The organism is Pseudomonas sp. B21-051, assembly GCF_024748795.1.
Lineage (GTDB): Bacteria > Pseudomonadota > Gammaproteobacteria > Pseudomonadales > Pseudomonadaceae > Aquipseudomonas > Aquipseudomonas putida_A.
The window spans coordinates 1,881,229-1,901,007 of the sequence record NZ_CP087166.1 but is presented as its reverse complement, the minus strand read 5'-3'; the positions used below and the strand labels follow the sequence as shown (position 1 = coordinate 1,901,007).

Here is a 19,779-nt window from a genome sequence, read left to right as displayed (position 1 = left end):
TGTTAACCCTGGTTGTCGACTGTCAGGCTGTGATGCAACTTGAACAGCTCTGCATCGCCACGAATGCCAAGCTTTTTGAAAGCGGCCTGCTTTTGCCCACTGATGGTTTTGCGACTGCGCGAAAACTTCAAAGCGATCTGGGTCACCCCCATACCCTCAAGGCAGCAGCGCAAGACTTCTTTCTCTTTCGGCGACAGCAGAGGATTACTCAGGAAATCATCGCTGTGCGTCGCGCCGTCATCACCGGCACCAGAAGGCTCATCGACCGACACAGGCAGCACATCAAGTTCGAAGGCCATTGCCGGCGACAGGTACAACTGGCCGGACGCAGCACATCGAATAGCGGTGATCAGGTCATCGACTGGCTGCGACTTGCCGAAAAATCCACTGACGCCCGCGCCGACGGCCATGCTCACCACTGCCGGTCGCTCTTCAGAGGACGAGACGAGAATGAGCATGCCCGGATACTGCTTGCGCAGCAGGCGAATCAGATTAAGTCCATCCAGCTCCCCTTCGTGCAGCTTGTAGTCAAGTATCAGCAGGTCGATTTCGATCTCGCGCAATCCGGCGAGCAACTGTGCGCTACTCCCGTACACGCCCACGACACTGAACTCAGCTTCGCGTGCTAGACGCGACTTCATCGCCAGACGTATGAGCGAATGATCGTCAAGGATGGCAACGCGTAACGGATTCACGACTGACCAATGCATGAACAACTCCATGGTGAGGAGGGTTGGAAAACCATCAGCACTTGGCAATCGCAGCAAATCCCGAGCATTGCCATAGCATTCATGTGCATCTGATTGATTTCTCGGCACAGCATGGTTTTTTTGAAGACGCAACGAAATAGGGCTTTGTCCCAAAAGTCAGTCCGCAGCGCTCATCAGAGATCGGAGGCGCCTATCGCGCGGCGCCAGGACGACTTTTGCCCCTCGAAACGCCAATCTACCAGATGCGCCCAATTCATAGGCCGAGCATAGAAGAATCCTTGGCCCCACAGACAACCGAGTCGAGCCAAGTGATGAGCTTGATCTGCGGTTTCAATACCTTCCGCCACCACACGCATGTCCAGCTCGCGCGCCAAGGCAAGCGCACCGTGAATGACCGCACTGTAGCGAGCCTGCTGGAAATTCTGCACGAATCCAGCGTCCAGCTTGATTTCGTTGAAGGGCATCTGACACAACCGCTCCAGCGAAGAATAGCCGACACCAAAATCGTCGATTGCCAGGCTGAAGCCAAGCATGCGCAGACGCACCATGTTTTCCATGCTGATTTCGGGCATCTGCAGCAGACCGGTTTCCGTCAGCTCGAATATGAGCCCAGCTGGGGAGGCGCCATGGATGCGCAACAGCGCCTTGATCCGGTCGACAAGATTCGGGTTTGCCATCTGCGTCACGTCGAGATTGAACGCAAGTTTGAATGGCTTGCCGTGGGACTGTACGAAACGCTGCAGACTCAGTCCTTGCGTGAGCAGGCTGAAAAACATTTCGTCGAGCAGCCCGCAACGCTCGATCGTGGGCAAGAACACACCCGGTGAAAGCAACCCGCGACTGGGGCTTTGCCATCGCACCAGCACCTCAGCGCCATCCACCTCTCCACTGCGCAGATGAAACTTGGGCTGGAAGTACGCGCGAAATTCCTGCCTGCGTATCGCTTCAAGCACTTCATTCTCCGAAGGCTGATCGAGATGACTTTCCGCCACTTTGGAATCGTTCTGGCTGTGCGACCTATAGCGAGCCAGCAATGGCTCAAGCACATCGATCATCAACGGCTTGCCGACACTTCCAAGCAGTTCCAAGCCCTGCAACGTGACAATTCGATCAACCGTGCGTAACAAATCGTCAGGCAGTGAACTGCAAATGATCACTGCGCGAATCAAACCGGCCTCTCTCGCCAGGCGCAAAAAGGTTAAACCATCCATACCAGGCATGCTCAAGTCACATAGCGCAACGTCCACACCCCCCGCTTGGGAGATCATAGCCAGCGCGTCCTTTCCGTCAGCCGCCTGAAAGATATTTTTGTAACCCAAACTATTAAGCGCGCTGACCGCGGCCGTGCGCTGGAAGGCGTGATCTTCCAATACCAATATACGAAGCGTGTTCACAAACCGAGAACCTCTTTCTATCAGCCATTAACAGCGAAATGCGGGGAATCTATCTTTCAAACACGACGCCCGATAAATAATTTTTCATTGGCTGAGAATTCCTGCATGCGCGAATACTAACTAGACAGAGGCCGTGCAACCTTGAGAATTGTCTCATTTAGTCCGACGCACACCTTACTGAAAATATAGATACGCACTTCGATACTGCTGACTTTATCGCACCTTCCACGCTTTAAGACAAATCCCAAAGACTCACCAACAACACCGGCCTAATATTGCCTGGCATTTTAATGCAGCACTTCACAATAACTTCGGATATAAATATGAAAAAGTTCGCTTTCGCAGTACTCACTCTTTCCGTACTGGCCGCCTCCACTGGCGCACTGGCTGAAGAAGCCGCTAAAGCTGTCAAGGGCGGCAGTGGGCAAATCAGCTTCACCGGTGTCATCAATAACGATGCTTGCTCGGTAGATGGTGCTTCGGGCAAAGACAAGATGATTGCCGTAGATATGGGCAGCGTGTCGATCAAAGACATGGGCACCGATTCTGCCCCGGGTGCTGGTCGTGTGGCTGCCAACGATTTCAACCTGAAAGTGAACTGCAACGCTGGCACCAAGGTTTCGATGCTGTTCAAACCAACCATCAATGGCGGTTCGGGCCTGGTTGATGGCAAGAAAGTTCTCAAGCTGCAAGGCGCCGATGCGGCCAAAGGTGTTGGCATCGCGCTGCTGGACAGCAATGGCCAACTGATCGATCTCAGTTCCGAAGCCACTGCCAAAGTGCAGACCAACCTGACTGGCGACGCCGCCACTGGCGGAGACGGCACCCTGTCGTTCGCAGCCGCTTACGTCACCACTGGTGACAAGACCACCGCTACTGCAGGTACCGGTAACGCCACTCTGCCGTTCGTTCTCGAATACGAATAAGCAGCGCGCCATACCCGGACGGGGCCGTCGTGCCTCGTCCCTCCCGACCAGATTAATCGGTGAAAACCATGTTAAGTCGCTATTTTCCACTTTGCCTGGGGCTTGCCGGGGTGTTGATGACGCACTCGGCATTCGCCAGCATCTCCTTGAGTTCAACCCGGATCATTTTCGATGGCGCGCACAAAGAGGCCAACGTTACCGTGCGCAATGGCGGGCAAACCATTTTGGCGCAATCGTGGCTGGATTCCGGCGACGCGGTTGGCAGCGCGCCGCCTTTCGCGGTCACCCCACCACTGGCCAAACTTGAGCCCAATCAACAGCAACTGTTGAGAATCTTGTATGAAGGCCGTGGCATGCCTGCGGACAAAGAGTCAGTAGTGTGGCTGAACGTGCAGGAAATCCCTCAAGCCAGTGCTGCCGATGTCAACACGCTGCAATTGGCGGTGCGTCAGCGCATCAAGGTTTTCTTTCGCCCGCAAGGACTGCCCGGTGACGTCGCGAAAGCGCCTGAGCAACTTGTATGGCAGTTGGTCACTCAAGCGGGCAAGTCCACACTGAGTGTAAAAAATCAAAGTAATTACCATGTATCGCTGGCCGATCTGAAAGTCGTTGCAGGAAAAAAAGCAGAGTTGGTAATCGATTCGACAATGATCGCTCCGGGCGAAGTTCGTTCATTTAACTTGAAAGAGTTGGTTCCCCATTCTCCACGCCTGACCTTTTCGGCGATTAACGATTACGGCGCACAACAACTATTCGATGCACCGCTCAGTGCTACCGAAAGTCATGCCGAGCGCGTGAAAGATGCCCCTGCCCAGTAACTTCCCTGCCCACCCCCGCCAATATACGAGCTATTTACGCGTCCCGGACTTCGGTTGAAGCAACACGGACTGATAAGGCAAATTGCATGTTTTCCTCCCAACACTACACATCTGAAAGTTGTGTAAAGCATCACGTTGCACGCCATAAAAACAAAACGGCGTTGGGCTGCCTGCATCCATTGTGCTTTGCCATCAACATGGTCATTTGTGGATTCGCCATGGGTGCCGAAGCCCCGGCCGCGGTAGCGGGTGAAGCTTTCAATACATTGTTTCTTGAAGGTTCATCGGCGGTCGACCTGCAACCCTTGTTGAATGCCAATAGCGTTCTGCCGGGCCGATATCGCGTTGACGTGTTTAGCAACGGCATGCTGGTCGGTCGTCGCGACGTTGATTTCGCGGCCAATCCGCTCAACGGCAAAGTCGAGCCACGCATCACCTTGGAATTGTTACAACAGCTGGGTGTGGACATGCGCAAACTGCGTGAGCAAGGTCTGGTTGATGAGCAACAACCTGCCGATCACTACGATCTTGCGGCGATGATCGAGCAAGCCAGTCTCAGTTTTGACGCCAACCGCCTGCGCCTCAATATCAGCGTGCCGCAGGTCGCAATGGCACGTGGCATGCGCGGCTATGTAGATCCAGAGCTTTGGGACGAAGGCGTGGCAGCCGGGTTCATCAACTATCAGTTGAGCAGCACCCGTAGCAAAACCGAATACTCGACGCAGATCTCCAATAATCTGGGGCTGCGCAACGGCATCAACTTCGGGGCCTGGCGTTTGCGCAACGAGTCCAACCTGAGCAGTTCCACCGGTCGGCCCAATCGGTTTGTCAGCAACCGCACGTTCATCCAGCGCGACCTCTCGGAGATCAAGGGGCAACTGAGTGCGGGTGAAATATTTTCCGATTCGGATCTGTTCGACAGCGTGCGCTATCAAGGCGTCAAGGTGGCGTCTGATGAAGGCATGCGCGCAGACAGTGAGCGCGGCTATGCGCCGATCATTCGTGGCGTGGCTGAAACCAATGCAAAAATCGAAGTCCGCCAGGATAACTACATTCTTTACACCACCAACGTGCCGCCGGGTCCGTTCGAGATCAGCGATATCTATCCATCGGGCTCCAATGGTGATCTGGAGATCACCATTGTCGAGGCAGATGGTCGGCGCAAGGTCACCCGACAGGCGTTTTCCGCCTTGCCGACGATGGTGCGTGAGGGGCAATTGAAGTACAGCCTGTCGAGCGGAAAATTCAACAACAATAGCGAAGGCTACGACAAGCCAGCCTTCCTGGGCGGCACTTTCGCCTACGGCTTGACCAGCAACCTGACAGGCATTGCCGGCATTCAGGCCAGCAGTGGTTTCAAGGCGCTTTCAGTCGGTGCGGCGAAGAACACTTCGATTGGCGCGATGTCGCTGGACGTCACGCAATCGTCCAGCAAGGCATTCGGCAAAACGACCCAGGGCAGCAGCGTGCGCGCGCTCTATGCAAAGACCTTCACCGGCACCGATACCAGCTTCACCCTCGCCGCCTATCGTTATTCAACCGAGGGTTACCGCACGCTGACCGACCACGTGCAGGACACCAGCACCGGCGCTACGCGGCGCGCAGGTAACGCCAAAACCCGTACCGACCTCACGGTCAACCAGACCTTGGGCAAAGCGCGCCAGTACGGCTCGTTGTATTTGAATGCCAGTGATCAGCGCTATTGGGATCGCGGTGGCTCGCGAAGCTTTTCTGCCGGTTACAACAATAATTGGCGCGACCTGAATTACAACATCAGCTTGAGTAAAACCGAGGAATTCGTCACACGAGGTGACACCACTCACGATACCCAATTGAGCGTTTCGATCTCATTCCCGCTCGGATCCACACCTCGCGCACCTCGCGCCTATATTTCCAGCAATCATCAGAACACCGGCACCAGTACGCAAGCCGGGATCAATGGTTATCTGACTGAAGACAGTGACACCTACTACTCCGTACAGACCGGCCGCAGTGTACAAGGTGATCGCTCCGGCTCACTTAGCCTGAGTACCCGTACAGCGATGGGTGATCTGGGATTGGGCTACAGCCGAGGCAGCGGTTATGAATCACAGAACCTGAGCGCGGCCGGATCGATCGTGGCCCACGCGGGTGGAATCAACATGGGCCAGACCGTCGGCGAAACATTCGCACTGGTAGAAGTGCCTGGTATGTCAGGGGTAGAAGTCAGCAGCTACTCCGGCGTGAAAACAGGCCTCAATGGGTATGCCGTCCTTCCAAACGCACAGCCCTATCGGGTGAACTGGGTGACGTTGGACACGCGAAATCTCGGCGGTGAAATTGAGTTGGACAACGCCACTCAACAACTCGTACCGAGACGAGGTTCAGTAGTGCTCGCGCGCTTTGAAGGCAGCAAAGGGCGACGGATCCAGTTCGAACTTTACGATGCCGAGGGCAATCCCCTTCCATTCGGAGCGGTATTGATGGACGCCGATGGTAAACAACTGGCACTTTCTGATCCGACCGGCAAGGCGTTAGCGCTTGTCACCAAAGATCAAGGCATCATCACAATCAAGTGGCAGGGCAAGAATTGCTCCGTCCCTTACAAGCTTCCAGAAAAACTGAAGGATCTGAATTATGAGCATTACAGGCTTACTTGTTCAGCCAGCCTAGACACATCGAAATAACGAATCTCTATTCGTCAGTCTTAAAAATCAAGGCTCTGATTTATTCAGAGCCTTGTCGTTTCTGGAGCGTCAAGTCATGGTGCATAAAAATAGGACAATTCTTATATCTAAATGCAAAAGCCTCATTACTATAAAAGGGTTAGTGAGTACTCACACGCGACCGTGTGAGATTAATAGCCCCAACGGCCAACAGGCGAGAAAAATAGAGAATTATCCATGCCAAAAATCAACGCAATTATCGTAACCACCTATAACAACAAACCAGAGAACAACCAATACATAAGATCAGATTCGCAAAACCATCTATCACTCACTAAAAAAACCATAAGCGACGACAACCTTAGAACTGACTCCAGCGAAGAAGGTGTTAATGCGGTCAAGCAGCCTACTAGTGCAGTCGAGCTTATAAAAAAACAAATTGCTGAGACACAGCATCAACTTGCCACTCGCAAAGCAGAGCTGTCTAAAACCGAAAGAATGAATATGCCAGAAGAGGAGAAGGCTCAAAGAACAATTGAGATTCAAAACCAAATATCTGTATGCGCTGGCAACCTGCACGCGCTGCAGGCAACATTGATCCAGATGACACTCAGCGTCGACACACACGCTTGAAATCCCCTCACGACACTTTCCTCGCAACTCACGATCATTTGTAGTGGATTAAACCGCGGGAGAATTGTCATGCATCGGGATGTTGCAACCCTTGGCATCAGCCTGCCGCCGATGGCCGCACTGGCACGGACCAGCGCCTCATCGCGCGTCGTAAAGCGACGAGCCGAAGGTGGGTAACCCGCGCCAGTGCCTACTAATTAGCAGATGCCGGGCGGGATGCCTTCCTTGTCAAAGTCTTTAAGGCGTTTGTGCTCTTCCTCTCTGGAATGCACAGGCGTCGATTGATCGGGTACTTCTTCCTCTGAAAATGGCGTTGTCGGCAGACCCGGCCTTCGCCATAAAAATGGTCCGCGACACGCCCACCGCAAAACACAAGCTGGCGTTCCTCGCCGCGCTGTATGCCGCCGATTTTCGCCAAGGCGTGGCGAGGTACTCCCGCTACATTCGCTTATGCAGTCCAGACCAGCTTTGCGTCGAAGAGCGTGACGGCAAGGTGTCGTTCACTATTCTTTGGCCGCCTAGCAGCGGCACGGAACCGTACCTCTCGGTGGAGGCCTGTTTTGCTTTCGTGATTGAACTCGGTCGCAGAGGCACGGGGAAACACGTGGTGCCGCTGGCAATGAGCCTTCGACGCCCTGAACCAAGCCTGCCAACCCACGATCATTATTTCGACTGCCCCATTTGCTATGGCGCAGCGCGTGACCAACTGACACTGAGAGCCACCGATTTGAGCCTGTCGTTTCGTGAACATAATCAGGAAATGCTGGACATCATGACATCATGACACCAGGCATTACTGCGGCCTTGCAGGAGATCGAGACGCCAGCTGGTTTTCGCGAGCAGGTAATTGAAGTGCTGAAACGAGCCCTGGCGGACGGACGACCAACCCTGCAATATCTGGCCCGAGAGCTGCTGCAAAGTGAACGTACGTTACAACGGCGGTTAGCAGCAGAGGGTACAACGTTCAGCGAGTTGCTCAACGAGGCCCGGCGCCAGGTGGGACTCCACTTGCTTGCTGATACAAGCCTTGACCTGAAAGAGGTGGCTTATCTGCTCGGTTACGAGGACGCCAACTCTTACTTCCGGGCCTTCCGGCAGTGGGAGAAGATTTCGCCTAGCGAATGGCGACGTGTGAACGTCTAATGCTTACGGAGGAAACGGTCGGTCCAGTCGTGACCCGTCCGCTCCTGGCCGAAAGCAGTACGTCATAGCTTTTGTAGAGTATTGAATGACTGCTTCTGGCCGAAAGCAAACCTCACTCAATTACGCTGCGAGCCGATAAATGCGTGTTAGCGGACATCTTCAGCACTCACTCAATGCAAACCCAAAATCGTCGCTTGATACCTGTGCTGCTTCATTGAGCCGTTGGCGTAGTGCAGCGGTCAGCTGTCGTTCCACTTCCCATGGGTCGGACAGAGCAGCGAGCTGTGGCGCCAATTGCGGCGACAGGCTCATCAACGAATGATTGAGCGATCTCGCCGTTTCAAAAGCGGCTTTCTGCACAAAGCTGATTTCCACCAGTTCCCCCTGCGCTTTGCGAAACTCCATCTCAGCCATCCGCGCCAGATAATGTTCGCGATGTGCACGCGCTTTCTGAAAGTCCGGAGACTGCCCTTGCGCGGGATCAACGGGCGACGGCGCAGCCATGTTAGTCGGCTCGGATTGAGCTGCGACGTGACTGTACACATCACGCTGAAGCCGCTCCTGTTGGTGGCGAGCAGCGACGGCAGCCTTGCTCGGGTCAGCGGTATCGCGGATCAGCGCTTCAGTGGCCAGCACGTCGACCCGCTTGCCGTTGGGCGACAGCACCAGCCGGCCATTCTCTTTCAGCCAGGTGATGTAGCTCGGTGATCGGCCGATGTGCGCAGCGAAAGCGCTCTTTGACAGGTAGGTAGCTGTGCTCATAAACCCTCCTTTTCAGCGGCTTTTCAATGAATCCTTTCAAGATTTCAGAGGATTGAAATTTCAGTAAGCTAGCGGGTCTCCCACTAACACGAACCCGCGGGTTTCCGACCCCGTGCCCTTTGAAAGTCCTCAGGGTCCCCGGCGGTTTTCTGCCCGGCCCGGTCGGTCGAGCCGGCATCCGAGTGCCATGCCCTGCCCCCATCCCTTTGGAAAGACGGACATCCCTGCGAAGGTTTCAGCTAGAGAGATTCCGCGAGTTCGCTAACCCGTGTAGGGGGCGGCCCTCGGGGAGGACCCGTAAAACTCGACGGCCCGCCCGGCCTGCCTGGCTCATGCCTTCGGCTCGGCCTCGCTCAGGTCCAGCCGCTTGGCCACCCAGCGCTCGTACAAGCCGATGGCGACATCGGCGCCGGCCATTGCGGTCAGGCAACCCAGGGCGCCCGCTGTCCAGATCGACAGGCCTGCGCCGAACAACAACATCATCGCTGACACGCCGCAGACGATGCAGGCACCGGAGCGAAGTGCGAGGCGGCGCAGTAACGCCCAGCCCCGTGCTCCGTCCTTGTCAGCGCGCCACATCTCGCCGGACACGCCGCCAACCAATGACAGGGCAATCACCAACCAGATCGGCATCTCTGCCAGTGCCTGTTGCTCGTTCGTCACTGCCCTGCCCCTTAAACAAAAAGACCCGACGCAATGGCCGGGTCAGGTAGTGGGTGGCCTGCCGCGCTTTGCGGTCGCACCCATCGAAGATGGCCCCTTTTTACAGGTCGATTCTGGTGGCAGCAAGACCGTTTTAATGCCATCCGGTGAATGTGTGGCTTACGTCCGGCGAACGGCTGGCGAATGTCGGTGAATACCTATCCCGGCTGCCTTTTGCTTTTCTGGCGTCCCATGCGTCCCACTTCTGTAAACCAAGGTGGGACGTCTGAAAGCCCCGTAGATTGGGGCTTTGCCCCACCGTCCTACTTTTATCTCTCTTTTCTCGTGTATAGAGAGAAATTTAAAAAGCACGCGTGCGCGTAAACGCGCGTACCTGTACCCGCTACGCACACACGGGCGGGAGACATGACAAAGGTGGGACGGTGGGACAGCCCAACAACGACGGGGCCTGCGCCCGTCCCACCACCGCAAAAAGCAGTGGGACGGAGGCTGGCCAGTGGGACGGCGTGAGCCAGAGTAATGCCCACGATCAAGCCGCTTCCCCCAGGAGGAAGTGCTCAACCACGATGTGAGCGTCATGCAGGCGCTGGTAGTAAAGGTTGCGTGTGCAGCCACTCTCAGCCAGACGCGCAGTCAGAGGCACATCAGGCTGGAAGTAATGCACCTGGACCACCGTCATCAACTCGGGATCAAGGCGTTTCTTGACGATGCGCTCGATGTCCAGGGAGGCCTCCAGCGGCACCCTGCTCCCGCGCCTTCCGCGCACAAGCTGGCCACCGCTTTCCATCATCATCGCGACCATGTTGCCGCCCGAGTAACCGGCGGCGACCTCATCGCTGTGCAGCTCCTGCGCCCATTGCTTGAGGGCCATATCGATTGCCTTAATCATCGAAGCACGGCTCCTCGAACTCAGGTTGTTCCAGCGCCGGCGCCCTACCCCAACCCTCCGGTTTCTTGTACGCCCAAGGCCGCTGGCCGCTCTTGCTCAAGGCGCCGAGACGGAAACGTCGCCAGCCCAGTCGATGCAAGATCGCACCCACGCGCATCTGCTCCGGTTTGCCCCAATGACCGGGATCGAGCTTGAGCGCCTGACTCATCACTTCACTGCCGGTGGTGGTCTCGCCGATCTGCGACTCTTCGAGCCAGGTCAGGATCGGCGTTTCCCATTCGTCCACCACAAAGCGTTCGTCCTGCTCTTCGCTGAACATTGGCGCTTCCTCTCGCGTGACCCACCACAGGTCCCCGGCCTCAAAGCAGAACATCGCTTCGGCCCACAACTGGTCGCGGATCTCGCGCAGCAACGCCACGTCGACCTTGGTACAAGCCACCGGCCAATAACGACGGTTGCCGGTGGCGTCCTTGAGGTACTCGTCCTGATTGGTGGTACCGACGAAAACACACTGGCGTGGTACGTCCAGAGTCCTGCGGCCATAGCTTTCGCGGTAGGTGTCGGTCGACGCGGAGAAGAACTGCTTGGCCTTGGTGCTCTCGGCCTTGTTGAAGCTGTCCAGCTCGCCCAGCTCGACAATCCACTTGCCGCGAATCGCCTGGAAGCCATCCTTGTCACCGAGGGCGAAAGGCGTATCCATAAACCACTCACCGCCGAGCACGCTCATGGCGGTCGACTTACCGGCGCCTTGTACGCCTTCGAGGATCATCACCGAGTCGGCCTTGCAGCCGGGCTTCATCACCCGCGCCACGGCCGAGATCATCCAGCGTTTGCCGACCTTGGACGTGTAATCGGTTGCCTTCACCCCCATGACATCCGTCAACCAATGCTCCAGGCGCGGCACACGATCCCACTCGAGCTTTTTCAGGTACTCACGCACCGGGTGAAAGGCGTGGTCGTGCGCCACCACGCTCACCGCTTCAATCACGTGCGACGACTTCACACGCAGGTTGTACTGCTGTGCGAGCCACTTCATCACGCGCACGTCGTCGATGTCGGCCCACTCGCCGGTGCCACCCCCATAAGGCGCAGCACGCAGCTTGACGATCTTCGAGCTGAAGGCGCAGTAGCTGATTACCCCGGCCCAGCGTTCGTCGTGAGCGAGGATCAATTCGACGTTCTGCATGTGCGCGATCAGCGCGCCACTTTCACTTCGAGCGAGCTGATCTTTCCAGCCTCCGGCCGCCGGTGGGCGGACCACGGCGAGCACTTGTCGGCGAACCGCGTCGAGGCCTTCGGCGACGTGCAGGTCGTTGAAGTCGGTCCACTTGTCGTGACGCTCGACCGCGAAGATCGGTGCGACCACCTGGGCACCGACGATCAACGCGGCGTTGCTGGCCTTCTCCTCACCCGGGTTCCAGGCATCGCCATTAGGCTTGGTGGTCTTCCAGTCATCGTCGCGGCAGATGATCAGCGGGCAGCCGGCGAAGCGCTCGCGCATGACCTTGCACACGGCCAGCAGGTTGCCTGCATCAAAGGCCACGGCGACGGCGAGCGACGTCGCCATGTGCAGGCTGGCGCCGGTGGCGTAACCCTCACAGACCAGCACCGGTTCACCTGGTACCGGGTGCGGGCCGAGCAGGTGAAAGGTGCCCTCCTTCGCCATCCCGTAAGGCCAGTAGGACTTGTCGCGGCCGGTGTCTTCCTGCTTGTTCGGGAAGATCACCTGCAGGCCCATGATCTGATCGCGGGCGTTCTTCATTGGCACAAGCACGGCACCGGTGCGCGGCGCGTAACGCACGTTGATGCCAACGATCTGCTTACGGTCCAGGTAATCGCTGCGCCCTGTGGTCGGCATGCGCTCGAACAACCCCTGCGCCCTTTTCGCGGCCCGCCGGGCAGCGTTGTTCGCGATTTCCGCGGCGCGGCGCTTGGCTTCCTCCTGGCGAGCGCGCATCACTTCGCGCTCTTCCGGCGACATGCGCCCGGCCTTGACCTTGATCTTCTGCGTCTCGCCCGAACGCCAATCACCGAAGGCACCGAAGATCAGCGTGTCGCCCTTCTCCGTGCGCTGCTCGTGGACCACGTACCAGCCGTTCTTTTCCTTGCCCTTGTCCTGCGATGTCTTGCAGCGGGTCAGCTTGCCGAACACCAGCGGTTGCGCCGGCTCCAGACCGTAATCGGCGAATTGCCCCAATACCTCATCGAGCATGCTGAATCCCCCGCTCAGAGAGGGATTGGCAGCTGATGCACTGCGAGCAACCCGGTTGAGCCAGGCGGCGTGCTTCCGGGATCGGATCGTCGCAGGCTTCACAGAACAGCAAGGAATGGGCAGCACTTTCTGCTTTGGCAGCGCTGCGCGCCGCCATGGCCTGATCGATACGTTCCTGCACGAGATCGTTGGCGAAATCGGCGATGTCAGCCACGGTCAGCACCTCGCGTCGTCTGGTTGACGTAGGTGGCACGGTTGAACAACCCGAGCAGCCCTTGAATGCCCCGGAACACCTGCAGGCGAATCGCCGCCAGTTCCTGATCAGTCACCACACCGTCGCCGATGCTCTTGGCCCAAGTCTCGGCCAGATCAGCGACTTGGCGGAAGTATTCGGCGATACCCGTGGTAAGGGTCTCGGGCATGTCGTTGGTGTAGGTGTCGGCCAGCTCCTGCCAGATCGTGTCACCGACCAGCGCATGCACCGCATCCAGAATGCGGCGATCCTTGGTCAGTTCGAGGATCTCGCCAAACTCCTGAATGTTGATCGAGTGGCTCGGATGAGTCGGCGACAGCTTGTGCTGCAAAGTGGTCGGGTTACGACCGGTGGTGGCGGCGATGGCCGCAGCGCCACCCGGGTATTCGCGAGCGGCGTGGTACAGCGCTAAATCGAGCGGCAGGATTTCCCGCTGCGCCCGTTCCAGAGAACTGAGAGCGATTCGGCTCATGGCATTAATCCTAAAAGTTGCCAGTGCCGCGCGACAGACGTTGGTGATACATTTGTCACGTGGCTTGGTATGGCCCAAAAGCCGGCGAGGTTCTCTAGACCAACACCGGCACCGTGCCGGGGCGAACAATCCGTTGTTCACCCCTGGCGCAACAGCTGCCAGCTCTGTGGTAAGAACGGCAGCAACGCCAAGGCTTCCGAGCCTTGGAAACGCGATGAAGGTCGGCAGCATGTGGTGTGCTCGCCTTCTGACATCGCGACCCGACTGCATTGTGGTGATGCTGTCGGGAGAAACTGGGCGACCCTTGGGTCGCCTTTTTTCTATGCGGCTTGAGACTCTTCCATTTCCGGAGGAAATACGTCATCAAGACTGCACGGCGCTCCTAACTTATTGAGTGCTCTGACTATGGCTCTGCACTCCGTAAGCCCTGCGATTCGACGTCCTGCTTCGTAATTGCTTATTCGTGCCTGAGTCCATCCAAGAGCTACAACGAGTTCCTTTTGCTTGATCCCAGCCTTCTCTCGATGTTCAGCGATCAGATTCATGATGCCCTCCAATTAGCCGGAGCCATCTTAATCACGAATCGCAGATATTTCAACACGCAAAGTGATGATAAATAATTTCAGAGCGTGGTAAAAAAAGCACATGAACACACTCGGCGAACGTATTAAGCAATACCGCAAAGCAAAGGGCATGAGCCAACAAGCCCTTGCTTTCGCTTGCGGTTGGGAATCCCAGTCTCGGATAGGCAATTACGAGAAAGGGGCTCGTCAGCCCAATCTCCACGACTTGCAAAAGATAGCGACAGCACTGGGAGTATCTTTTCCAGACTTGGTAGCAGGAAAAAATCGTTCCGACGTTGAGTCGTACTCAGTCGCCATTCAAGGTCGGATTCGGTCTGAAGACCGTCTTGTGAGGGACTACGGAAGATCGAAAGACAAAGACCAACCTGTCAGCAGCCTTGTAGGCTGGGCCAAGGATGGAAAGGTGCCTGTGCTATCAAACGCGCAGCTTGGGAATGAGGGCTTCTTCGACACGGTAGAACCGCCACCAGGGCAAGGTGAAGGCTACCTAAACATACATAGCGATGACCCAGATGCCTATGGCATAAGAGTCATGGGCGATAGCTTGATGCCCCGCATAAAAAATGGCGAGTTCGTTCTTATAGAGCCGAACAAACGCTTCAGTAGCGGTGACGAAGTCATAGTTCGAACGTCCTCCGGCAAAGCGATGATCAAAGAGTTTATTTATCTCCGAGACGGAATGTACCGGCTGGATAGCGTCAATACCGATCACGAAACTCTTCACATTGCAGAACAAGAGGTGGAGGAAATCCATCTCGTAGGCGGAATATTGAAGTCATCACGATTTCTACACAGTGCCGCGCTATTTTAATCACATGATGTGTTGACACAAACAAGCACATTACGTGATATTTGCCTCACTCTTTACCACAGAGCGAGGCAATACCAATGCGTACCACCGCAACCTTGCATGTCCATCCGGCATGCGTCAGCAATCGCAAACTGATCGAACAGCTGCAGCTCGCCACGGGCTGTCTGGTCGTCATTCATAACAGCAAACCAAAGCTTGTCGCCAAGTCATGCCAGCCCTCTCCTATCGATCCGAACGGTGGAGGGCACGCAGCATGATCAAGTACAAGATCGACAACCGCACCCTGCAGTTGCTCAACGCCCAGGTCAACCTGACCGAGACCTTCAACCACGTCCTGCGCACAGCACCGAAGCGTGAATGCCTGGCATTCCGTCTCAAGGCTGAGCGCGGCACAGTGGAAAGCACTTTTGTCGTCGAACTGGGCAGCGAACGCCACACGCTGACCCTGCAGAACGACCAGAAGATGCACCTCAAACTGGCCGACTTCATTGAAGAGATTGCCAACGGTCCGTTCGACGCGAGCAACTCCAGCGACTTGGTGCATCTCCCGCACGCTGATCGTCAATACGGTCGCCTTGAAGTCCAGGACAAGCAGCGCGTGTTTGAACTGGTGCACACCGGCGGCGTGCTGAGCCTCGACATGGGCTTCGAACTTCCCCTGCATGTGGCGCTGCATCGCACTCATACGCGCCGGGGCGTCACCGCCATCTTGAGCATCGGCAACAAGAGTCCGCACACACGCTGCTTCACCTTGTACGACCCCGATGCCGAGATCTACGCAAAGGTCATTGAGTCCATCAACCACCTTGCTGCAGCGGCCACTCCAGCTGCGCACGCAGCATGAGGAGGACGCTATGGAACGCACCCTCGCCCAAGCAGCCGCAGAACTCGGCCTCACTCGCCCCAAACTGATCGCTCTCATGCGGGAGAAAGGTTTGCTCAAGGGAAACCTGCCGGCGGACCCGAAGCGCGACAAAGCGTACCTGCGGATCAAGGACAGCCCCTGGTATGACGAAAAATGCGGAATGCAGTACAGCCAGTCGACCCGCGTCATGCAAGCCGGCATCCGCTGGCTTGCCGAGCAGCTGGACATCGATTTTCCTGCTATCCCGGCAGATCGCCGTGACGTGGCCTAGGGAGTACGCCCGCCAGATCGTTGCCATGCGTACACGCGAGGAGCGCAACGCCGCGCTCCTCGAAGTGCCCGAACATCTGCGCGAGCTGACCAGACGCCACTGCCTGAACGCCTGGAACCACCCGGCACGACAACAACGCAAGGAGGCTCGACAAGACCATGAGTAACGCTGCACAGAATCCGCTTCGCCTGCATCCGGCGCCAGAATCGGCCACCGTCGAACTGCTCTATCGAATCTTCGGTGACGTCCTGATCCCGCTCGAAAAAGTTCGTGAGCAGTACTTTCGCAATCTCAACGAGCAGTCGTTCGTGACGGAGATCAACAGCGGCCGCATCCAGCTTCCGATTACCACACTGGACACCAGCCGCAAGGCGCCGAAGTACGCGCACATTCGACATGTTGCCTCACTGATCGACATCCGCGCCTACAAGGCTGATGAAGACATGCAGCGGCAGCAGGACGGTCAACGCCATGCTGCCCCCACACCACTGACGGCTGTCACCATCAGCCAACGACAATCCCAGGAGCACACCACATGATGACCCCAATACAAATCGGTGCACTCATCACCCTGATCGCTTTCGCCGGACTACTTATTTGGGCTGGTTACAAGATGGGCCACTGCGACGGCAAATTTGCTGGCCTGAAAGAAAGGGACGAAATTCAGCGTGCCCAAAGCGCCAAGCCCATTCGTGAACTACGAGCAAAGCTCGATTTCACCCAAGCAGACCATCAGCGCCTGGTACAGCGATGCAATCAAAAGGATCAGGATCAGCGCCTCGGTGAATTAGAGCGTCAAACACTGCTGGATATAGCCGAGAAGCTCAGGATCGCAGCCGAGACATTCGCCGCACTCCGTACCGGGAAAAAACTGGAACGCGAAACCAGAGCCTTGCGCGAACTAGCTCTCGCCATGGCGTGCCCTCTGCACGCTGCAAGTAAAGGAGAGGTGGCATGAACGGCATGCTTTCGTACTTTGGACCGACTCACTATCGAATCTCACAGCAAAGCGGCGAGCAGACTCGAACAAGAGCGCAATTATCGACCGCTTTGTTCAGCGACTACACTCGTGTCGACACTCCAAAAACCAACAGTCTCTGCTGCGCAGCAGCAGGCATTGCTGCCTCTCCTAAAGCCGCTGCCGAGCCACTTCCCCCCCAACACAGGCCGCGCAGCGCAGCGACACCTCTTGTTGCAGCGCTTACCGCTCATGGACGCCCGCCCGCGCAGCTTGCTGAGGGGGATAGGTACCTTGAGGAAGCTGCCGACTCATCACTACCCACCTATAACCTGGACAAGATTCCCGAAGACAAGATGGCCGAGTTGGTCGGCACCACCCGCCGAGCGCTGCAAGGCAAGCGCGCTAGGGGCGTCATTCCCAAAGGTGTCTGGAACACCATCGATAGCCGCATTTACTACAGCCTGAGGAGATACGAAGCATGGCTCGAGAGCCAATGGGATTGCCCACCGGAGTTGAATTTGCTGGCCAGTCCGTCCGCATTCGTTTCACCTGGAACGGGCAACGCCGTTGCGAAACCCTCCCCTATACCCAAACGCCGAAGGGGATTAAGGCTGCCGCCGACCTACGCGCTAACGTAACCAGCCTGATCAAGCATGGCGTGCTGGATGATCAGCGATACGCTGAACTGTTCCCCAACTCCACCTATGCCAACTACTCGGCTACTCCCCGTTTCGGGGAGTACGCCCAGGAGTGGCTCAATAGTCGCGAGATCGTGGCCGGCACCCGCAAGAACTACCTCGGTTCGCTCAATCTGTATTGGATGCCGTACTTGGCAATGCTGCCCATCGACAGCATCACGTCGGTGATGCTGCGCAAGGTCGTAGCCAACACAGAATGGCCGACGCCGGGCGTGAAGCGTGCGGCGATCCAGCGCCTGACCACTGTGTTCGGCACTGCGGTAAAAGATGGCCTGATCAACCGTAACCCGGTGGAATCCATCGAACTGCCGGTGAAAGCCAAAAAACCCATTGATCCCTTCACGGTCGGTGAGGCCAACCAGATAATCCAACACCTATATAAGACGCTGACCCATTCGATGCGAATCTACGCGGCGTACTTCGAGTTCGCCTTCTACACCGGCATGCGCCCCAGCGAGATCGCGGCGCTGCGCTGGGAAGAGGTCGATAAGGAAAAGCGACTGGTCAACGTGTGTCGGATCGTCGCGGACTACAAGATCGAGGAGCGCACCAAAACCCGGAACGTACGCCAAGTCATGCTCAATAGCCGCGCGCTGCACGCCCTCGAGCAGGCAGAGCTGGAGGCGCAACAACGCGCCCTGCAGAGCCGTCGTAAACGCGCCGAATCGCCCTACGTGTTCCCGCCAACCAAGAACTTCGAGTTCATTCAACAATCGAGCGTGACCGACAAACACTTCCAAGCCGCACTGACCGAATTGGGGATTCGCGCCCGCCGGCAATACAACTGCCGACACACATACGCTACCATGTGCCTCATGGCGGGTATGAACCCTGCGTTTATTGCCACTCAGCTCGGTCATAGCGTTCAGATGTTGCTATCGACTTACGCCCGATGGATCAATTCCAGCACTGACTGGGGTGAACTCGGTAAGCTCGAAAACAGCTTGATTGGTACAAAATTGGTACAGACAGAAACAGTACCCCTCTGAAACCCTTATGGAATCAGCACCTGTGACACTGGAACAGAACTACACCGCGATTCTCGGCCAACTGGGCGAGGACGTGTCCCGCGAGGGCCTGCTCGACACGCCAAAGCGTGCCGCCAAAGCCATGCAGTACCTCTGCCGCGGTTATGAACAGACGCTCGAAGAGGTCACCAACGGTGCCCTGTTCAGCTCCGACAACAGCGAAATGGTGCTGGTCAAGGACATCGAGCTGTACTCGTTGTGCGAACACCACCTGCTGCCGTTCATCGGCAAGGCCCACGTCGCGTATATCCCGAGCGGCAAGGTGCTGGGCCTGTCGAAGGTCGCGCGGATCGTCGACATGTACGCCCGCCGCCTGCAGATCCAGGAAAACCTCAGCCGCCAGATCGCCGATGCGGTGATGCAAGTCACCGGTGCGCTGGGCGTTGCCGTGGTGATCGAGGCCAAGCACATGTGCATGATGATGCGCGGTGTCGAGAAACAGAATTCGTCGATGATCACTTCGGTGATGCTCGGTGAGTTCCGCGAAAACGCGGCGACTCGCAGCGAGTTCCTCAGCCTGATCAAGTAATCGGCTGCAGAAAAAAACCGGCGTTGATCGCCGGTTTTTTTTCGCCCGTGAAAAATCGGGTAAGCTGCGCGCCCTTCTCTCTTTGCACCGTGAGGCTTTCAACGTGTTCGTAAAAGCGCTTCGTGTCGGCCTTGGCCAACTGATCATCTTCATCGACTTCATCACCCGCCCGGGCAAGAAACAGCGCCCGGCCGAAGTACAGGCGCAAGTCAACGCCGCCGCCAAAGGCCTGACCCTGTATCAGTTCCACGCCTGCCCGTTCTGCGTGAAAACCCGCCGCACCCTGCGTCGCCTGAATGTGCCGGTCGCACTCAAGGACGCGAAGAACAACGAACAGGATCGCCAGACCCTGCTGGACCAAGGCGGCAAGATCAAGGTGCCGTGCCTGCGCATTGAAGAGAATGGGCAGACGACCTGGATGTATGAGTCCAAGGTGATTATTGATTATCTGGATAAGCGTTTCGCGGCGGTCTGATGATTATGTGGTGGGTTGATTGACGCCTTCGCGAGCA

24 protein-coding genes are annotated in these 19,779 nt (G+C 56.8%); 15 read left to right on the top strand and 9 right to left on the bottom strand.

Features of this window, described 5'->3' with window-relative positions:
• Positions 1-2 precede the first annotated feature (2 nt).
• Together LOY52_RS08640 and LOY52_RS08635 are read right to left on the bottom strand one after the other, a co-directional pair.
• Positions 3-710, bottom strand: coding sequence for a response regulator transcription factor (locus LOY52_RS08640; protein ID WP_258679073.1), 708 nt, complete (start codon positions 708-710; stop codon positions 3-5).
• A gap of 173 nt (positions 711-883) precedes the next feature.
• Complete coding sequence (locus tag LOY52_RS08635; RefSeq protein WP_258679072.1) at positions 884-2,104, bottom strand: EAL domain-containing protein; 1,221 nt, start codon at positions 2,102-2,104, stop codon at positions 884-886.
• Between the two features lie 323 nt (positions 2,105-2,427).
• Here LOY52_RS08635 and LOY52_RS08630 point away from each other — a divergent pair, with 323 nt between their 5' ends.
• The 6 genes from LOY52_RS08630 to LOY52_RS08605 all read left to right on the top strand — a co-directional run bounded on the left by LOY52_RS08630 (position 2,428) and on the right by LOY52_RS08605 (position 8,269).
• The gene (locus tag LOY52_RS08630) at positions 2,428-3,030 is read left to right on the top strand and encodes a fimbrial protein (protein ID WP_258679071.1); all 603 of its coding nucleotides are present in this window, start codon (positions 2,428-2,430) and stop codon (positions 3,028-3,030) included.
• Between the two features lie 68 nt (positions 3,031-3,098).
• The gene (locus tag LOY52_RS08625; RefSeq protein WP_258679837.1) at positions 3,099-3,848 is read left to right on the top strand and encodes a molecular chaperone; all 750 of its coding nucleotides are present in this window, start codon (positions 3,099-3,101) and stop codon (positions 3,846-3,848) included.
• Positions 3,849-4,045: 197 nt separating this feature from the next.
• Positions 4,046-6,514 (top strand): fimbria/pilus outer membrane usher protein, encoded by a 2,469-nt coding sequence (locus tag LOY52_RS08620; protein ID WP_408980435.1) that lies wholly within the window; start codon positions 4,046-4,048, stop codon positions 6,512-6,514.
• Between the two features lie 216 nt (positions 6,515-6,730).
• Positions 6,731-7,126: a hypothetical protein gene (locus LOY52_RS08615; RefSeq protein ID WP_258679070.1), complete on the top strand. Its 396-nt coding sequence runs from the start codon at positions 6,731-6,733 to the stop codon at positions 7,124-7,126.
• Between the two features lie 313 nt (positions 7,127-7,439).
• Positions 7,440-7,910 (top strand): AraC family transcriptional regulator, encoded by a 471-nt coding sequence (locus tag LOY52_RS08610; RefSeq protein ID WP_258679069.1) that lies wholly within the window; start codon positions 7,440-7,442, stop codon positions 7,908-7,910.
• Positions 7,907-8,269, top strand: a complete 363-nt coding sequence (locus LOY52_RS08605; protein WP_258679068.1) for an AraC family transcriptional regulator — start codon at positions 7,907-7,909, stop codon at positions 8,267-8,269. The genes LOY52_RS08610 and LOY52_RS08605 overlap by 4 nt, the downstream gene beginning before the upstream one ends.
• Before the next feature lie 159 nt (positions 8,270-8,428).
• Here the strand turns inward: LOY52_RS08605 and LOY52_RS08600 are convergent, their stop codons facing one another.
• The 7 genes from LOY52_RS08600 to LOY52_RS08570 all read right to left on the bottom strand — a co-directional run bounded on the left by LOY52_RS08600 (position 8,429) and on the right by LOY52_RS08570 (position 14,065).
• The gene (locus tag LOY52_RS08600) at positions 8,429-9,031 is read right to left on the bottom strand and encodes a terminase small subunit (protein ID WP_258679067.1); all 603 of its coding nucleotides are present in this window, start codon (positions 9,029-9,031) and stop codon (positions 8,429-8,431) included.
• A 330-nt stretch (positions 9,032-9,361) separates the two neighbouring features.
• A complete protein-coding gene (locus tag LOY52_RS08595; RefSeq protein WP_008080174.1) occupies positions 9,362-9,694 on the bottom strand; it encodes a phage holin family protein in 333 nt (110 codons plus the stop codon).
• Positions 9,695-10,223: 529 nt separating this feature from the next.
• Positions 10,224-10,583 carry a hypothetical protein gene (locus tag LOY52_RS08590; protein WP_093099975.1) on the bottom strand — a complete coding sequence of 120 codons (360 nt, stop codon included), beginning with the start codon at positions 10,581-10,583 and terminating at the stop codon, positions 10,224-10,226.
• Complete coding sequence (locus LOY52_RS08585; RefSeq protein WP_258679066.1) at positions 10,576-12,795, bottom strand: VapE domain-containing protein; 2,220 nt, start codon at positions 12,793-12,795, stop codon at positions 10,576-10,578. The genes LOY52_RS08590 and LOY52_RS08585 overlap by 8 nt, the downstream gene beginning before the upstream one ends.
• Entirely contained in the window at positions 12,785-13,009 is a 225-nt protein-coding gene (locus LOY52_RS08580; RefSeq protein ID WP_008080171.1) for a TraR/DksA family transcriptional regulator, read from the bottom strand. Before LOY52_RS08580 ends, LOY52_RS08585 begins: the two co-directional genes overlap by 11 nt.
• Positions 13,002-13,520 (bottom strand): phage regulatory CII family protein, encoded by a 519-nt coding sequence (locus LOY52_RS08575; protein WP_025112490.1) that lies wholly within the window; start codon positions 13,518-13,520, stop codon positions 13,002-13,004. Before LOY52_RS08575 ends, LOY52_RS08580 begins: the two co-directional genes overlap by 8 nt.
• A gap of 320 nt (positions 13,521-13,840) precedes the next feature.
• The gene (locus LOY52_RS08570) at positions 13,841-14,065 is read right to left on the bottom strand and encodes a helix-turn-helix transcriptional regulator (RefSeq protein WP_045123078.1); all 225 of its coding nucleotides are present in this window, start codon (positions 14,063-14,065) and stop codon (positions 13,841-13,843) included.
• Positions 14,066-14,165: 100 nt separating this feature from the next.
• Between LOY52_RS08570 and LOY52_RS08565 the strand changes: the two genes are divergently transcribed.
• From LOY52_RS08565 to LOY52_RS08525, 9 genes are all read left to right on the top strand, one after another.
• Positions 14,166-14,915 carry an XRE family transcriptional regulator gene (locus LOY52_RS08565; protein WP_258679065.1) on the top strand — a complete coding sequence of 250 codons (750 nt, stop codon included), beginning with the start codon at positions 14,166-14,168 and terminating at the stop codon, positions 14,913-14,915.
• A 253-nt stretch (positions 14,916-15,168) separates the two neighbouring features.
• Complete coding sequence (locus LOY52_RS08560) at positions 15,169-15,759, top strand: hypothetical protein (RefSeq protein WP_258679064.1); 591 nt, start codon at positions 15,169-15,171, stop codon at positions 15,757-15,759.
• A 10-nt stretch (positions 15,760-15,769) separates the two neighbouring features.
• Positions 15,770-16,051 carry a phage antirepressor KilAC domain-containing protein gene (locus LOY52_RS08555; RefSeq protein ID WP_258679063.1) on the top strand — a complete coding sequence of 94 codons (282 nt, stop codon included), beginning with the start codon at positions 15,770-15,772 and terminating at the stop codon, positions 16,049-16,051.
• A 25-nt stretch (positions 16,052-16,076) separates the two neighbouring features.
• On the top strand, positions 16,077-16,217 hold the full coding sequence (locus LOY52_RS08550) for a hypothetical protein (protein ID WP_258679062.1): 141 nt from the start codon (positions 16,077-16,079) through the stop codon (positions 16,215-16,217).
• Positions 16,210-16,590: a pyocin activator PrtN family protein gene (locus tag LOY52_RS08545; protein ID WP_258679061.1), complete on the top strand. Its 381-nt coding sequence runs from the start codon at positions 16,210-16,212 to the stop codon at positions 16,588-16,590. Before LOY52_RS08550 ends, LOY52_RS08545 begins: the two co-directional genes overlap by 8 nt.
• Positions 16,587-17,009: a hypothetical protein gene (locus LOY52_RS08540; RefSeq protein ID WP_258679060.1), complete on the top strand. Its 423-nt coding sequence runs from the start codon at positions 16,587-16,589 to the stop codon at positions 17,007-17,009. The genes LOY52_RS08545 and LOY52_RS08540 overlap by 4 nt, the downstream gene beginning before the upstream one ends.
• A gap of 481 nt (positions 17,010-17,490) precedes the next feature.
• Positions 17,491-18,699 (top strand): tyrosine-type recombinase/integrase, encoded by a 1,209-nt coding sequence (locus tag LOY52_RS08535; RefSeq protein WP_258679059.1) that lies wholly within the window; start codon positions 17,491-17,493, stop codon positions 18,697-18,699.
• A 22-nt stretch (positions 18,700-18,721) separates the two neighbouring features.
• Positions 18,722-19,267 (top strand): GTP cyclohydrolase I FolE, encoded by a 546-nt coding sequence (gene folE, locus LOY52_RS08530; RefSeq protein WP_019826593.1) that lies wholly within the window; start codon positions 18,722-18,724, stop codon positions 19,265-19,267.
• Between the two features lie 103 nt (positions 19,268-19,370).
• On the top strand, positions 19,371-19,742 hold the full coding sequence (locus LOY52_RS08525; RefSeq protein ID WP_007960660.1) for a glutathione S-transferase N-terminal domain-containing protein: 372 nt from the start codon (positions 19,371-19,373) through the stop codon (positions 19,740-19,742).
• Positions 19,743-19,779: the final 37 nt, after the last annotated feature.

Excerpts from the sequence above, each read along its gene's own strand:
- LOY52_RS08640 (WP_258679073.1), bottom strand. The coding sequence starts at position 710 with ATGCATTGGTCAGTCGTGAATCCGTTACGCGTTGCCATCCTTGACGAT.
- LOY52_RS08630 (WP_258679071.1), top strand. The coding sequence starts at position 2,428 with ATGAAAAAGTTCGCTTTCGCAGTACTCACTCTTTCCGTACTGGCCGCC.
- LOY52_RS08625 (WP_258679837.1), top strand. The coding sequence starts at position 3,099 with ATGTTAAGTCGCTATTTTCCACTTTGCCTGGGGCTTGCCGGGGTGTTG.
- LOY52_RS08620 (WP_408980435.1), top strand. The coding sequence starts at position 4,046 with ATGGTCATTTGTGGATTCGCCATGGGTGCCGAAGCCCCGGCCGCGGTA.
- LOY52_RS08615 (WP_258679070.1), top strand. The coding sequence starts at position 6,731 with ATGCCAAAAATCAACGCAATTATCGTAACCACCTATAACAACAAACCA.
- LOY52_RS08605 (WP_258679068.1), top strand. The coding sequence starts at position 7,907 with ATGACACCAGGCATTACTGCGGCCTTGCAGGAGATCGAGACGCCAGCT.
- LOY52_RS08600 (WP_258679067.1), bottom strand. The coding sequence starts at position 9,031 with ATGAGCACAGCTACCTACCTGTCAAAGAGCGCTTTCGCTGCGCACATC.
- LOY52_RS08590 (WP_093099975.1), bottom strand. The coding sequence starts at position 10,583 with ATGATTAAGGCAATCGATATGGCCCTCAAGCAATGGGCGCAGGAGCTG.
- LOY52_RS08585 (WP_258679066.1), bottom strand. The coding sequence starts at position 12,795 with ATGCTCGATGAGGTATTGGGGCAATTCGCCGATTACGGTCTGGAGCCG.
- LOY52_RS08575 (WP_025112490.1), bottom strand. The coding sequence starts at position 13,520 with ATGAGCCGAATCGCTCTCAGTTCTCTGGAACGGGCGCAGCGGGAAATC.
- LOY52_RS08570 (WP_045123078.1), bottom strand. The coding sequence starts at position 14,065 with ATGAATCTGATCGCTGAACATCGAGAGAAGGCTGGGATCAAGCAAAAG.
- LOY52_RS08565 (WP_258679065.1), top strand. The coding sequence starts at position 14,166 with ATGAACACACTCGGCGAACGTATTAAGCAATACCGCAAAGCAAAGGGC.
- LOY52_RS08560 (WP_258679064.1), top strand. The coding sequence starts at position 15,169 with ATGATCAAGTACAAGATCGACAACCGCACCCTGCAGTTGCTCAACGCC.
- LOY52_RS08555 (WP_258679063.1), top strand. The coding sequence starts at position 15,770 with ATGGAACGCACCCTCGCCCAAGCAGCCGCAGAACTCGGCCTCACTCGC.
- LOY52_RS08550 (WP_258679062.1), top strand. The coding sequence starts at position 16,077 with ATGCGTACACGCGAGGAGCGCAACGCCGCGCTCCTCGAAGTGCCCGAA.
- LOY52_RS08545 (WP_258679061.1), top strand. The coding sequence starts at position 16,210 with ATGAGTAACGCTGCACAGAATCCGCTTCGCCTGCATCCGGCGCCAGAA.
- LOY52_RS08540 (WP_258679060.1), top strand. The coding sequence starts at position 16,587 with ATGATGACCCCAATACAAATCGGTGCACTCATCACCCTGATCGCTTTC.
- LOY52_RS08535 (WP_258679059.1), top strand. The coding sequence starts at position 17,491 with ATGGCTCGAGAGCCAATGGGATTGCCCACCGGAGTTGAATTTGCTGGC.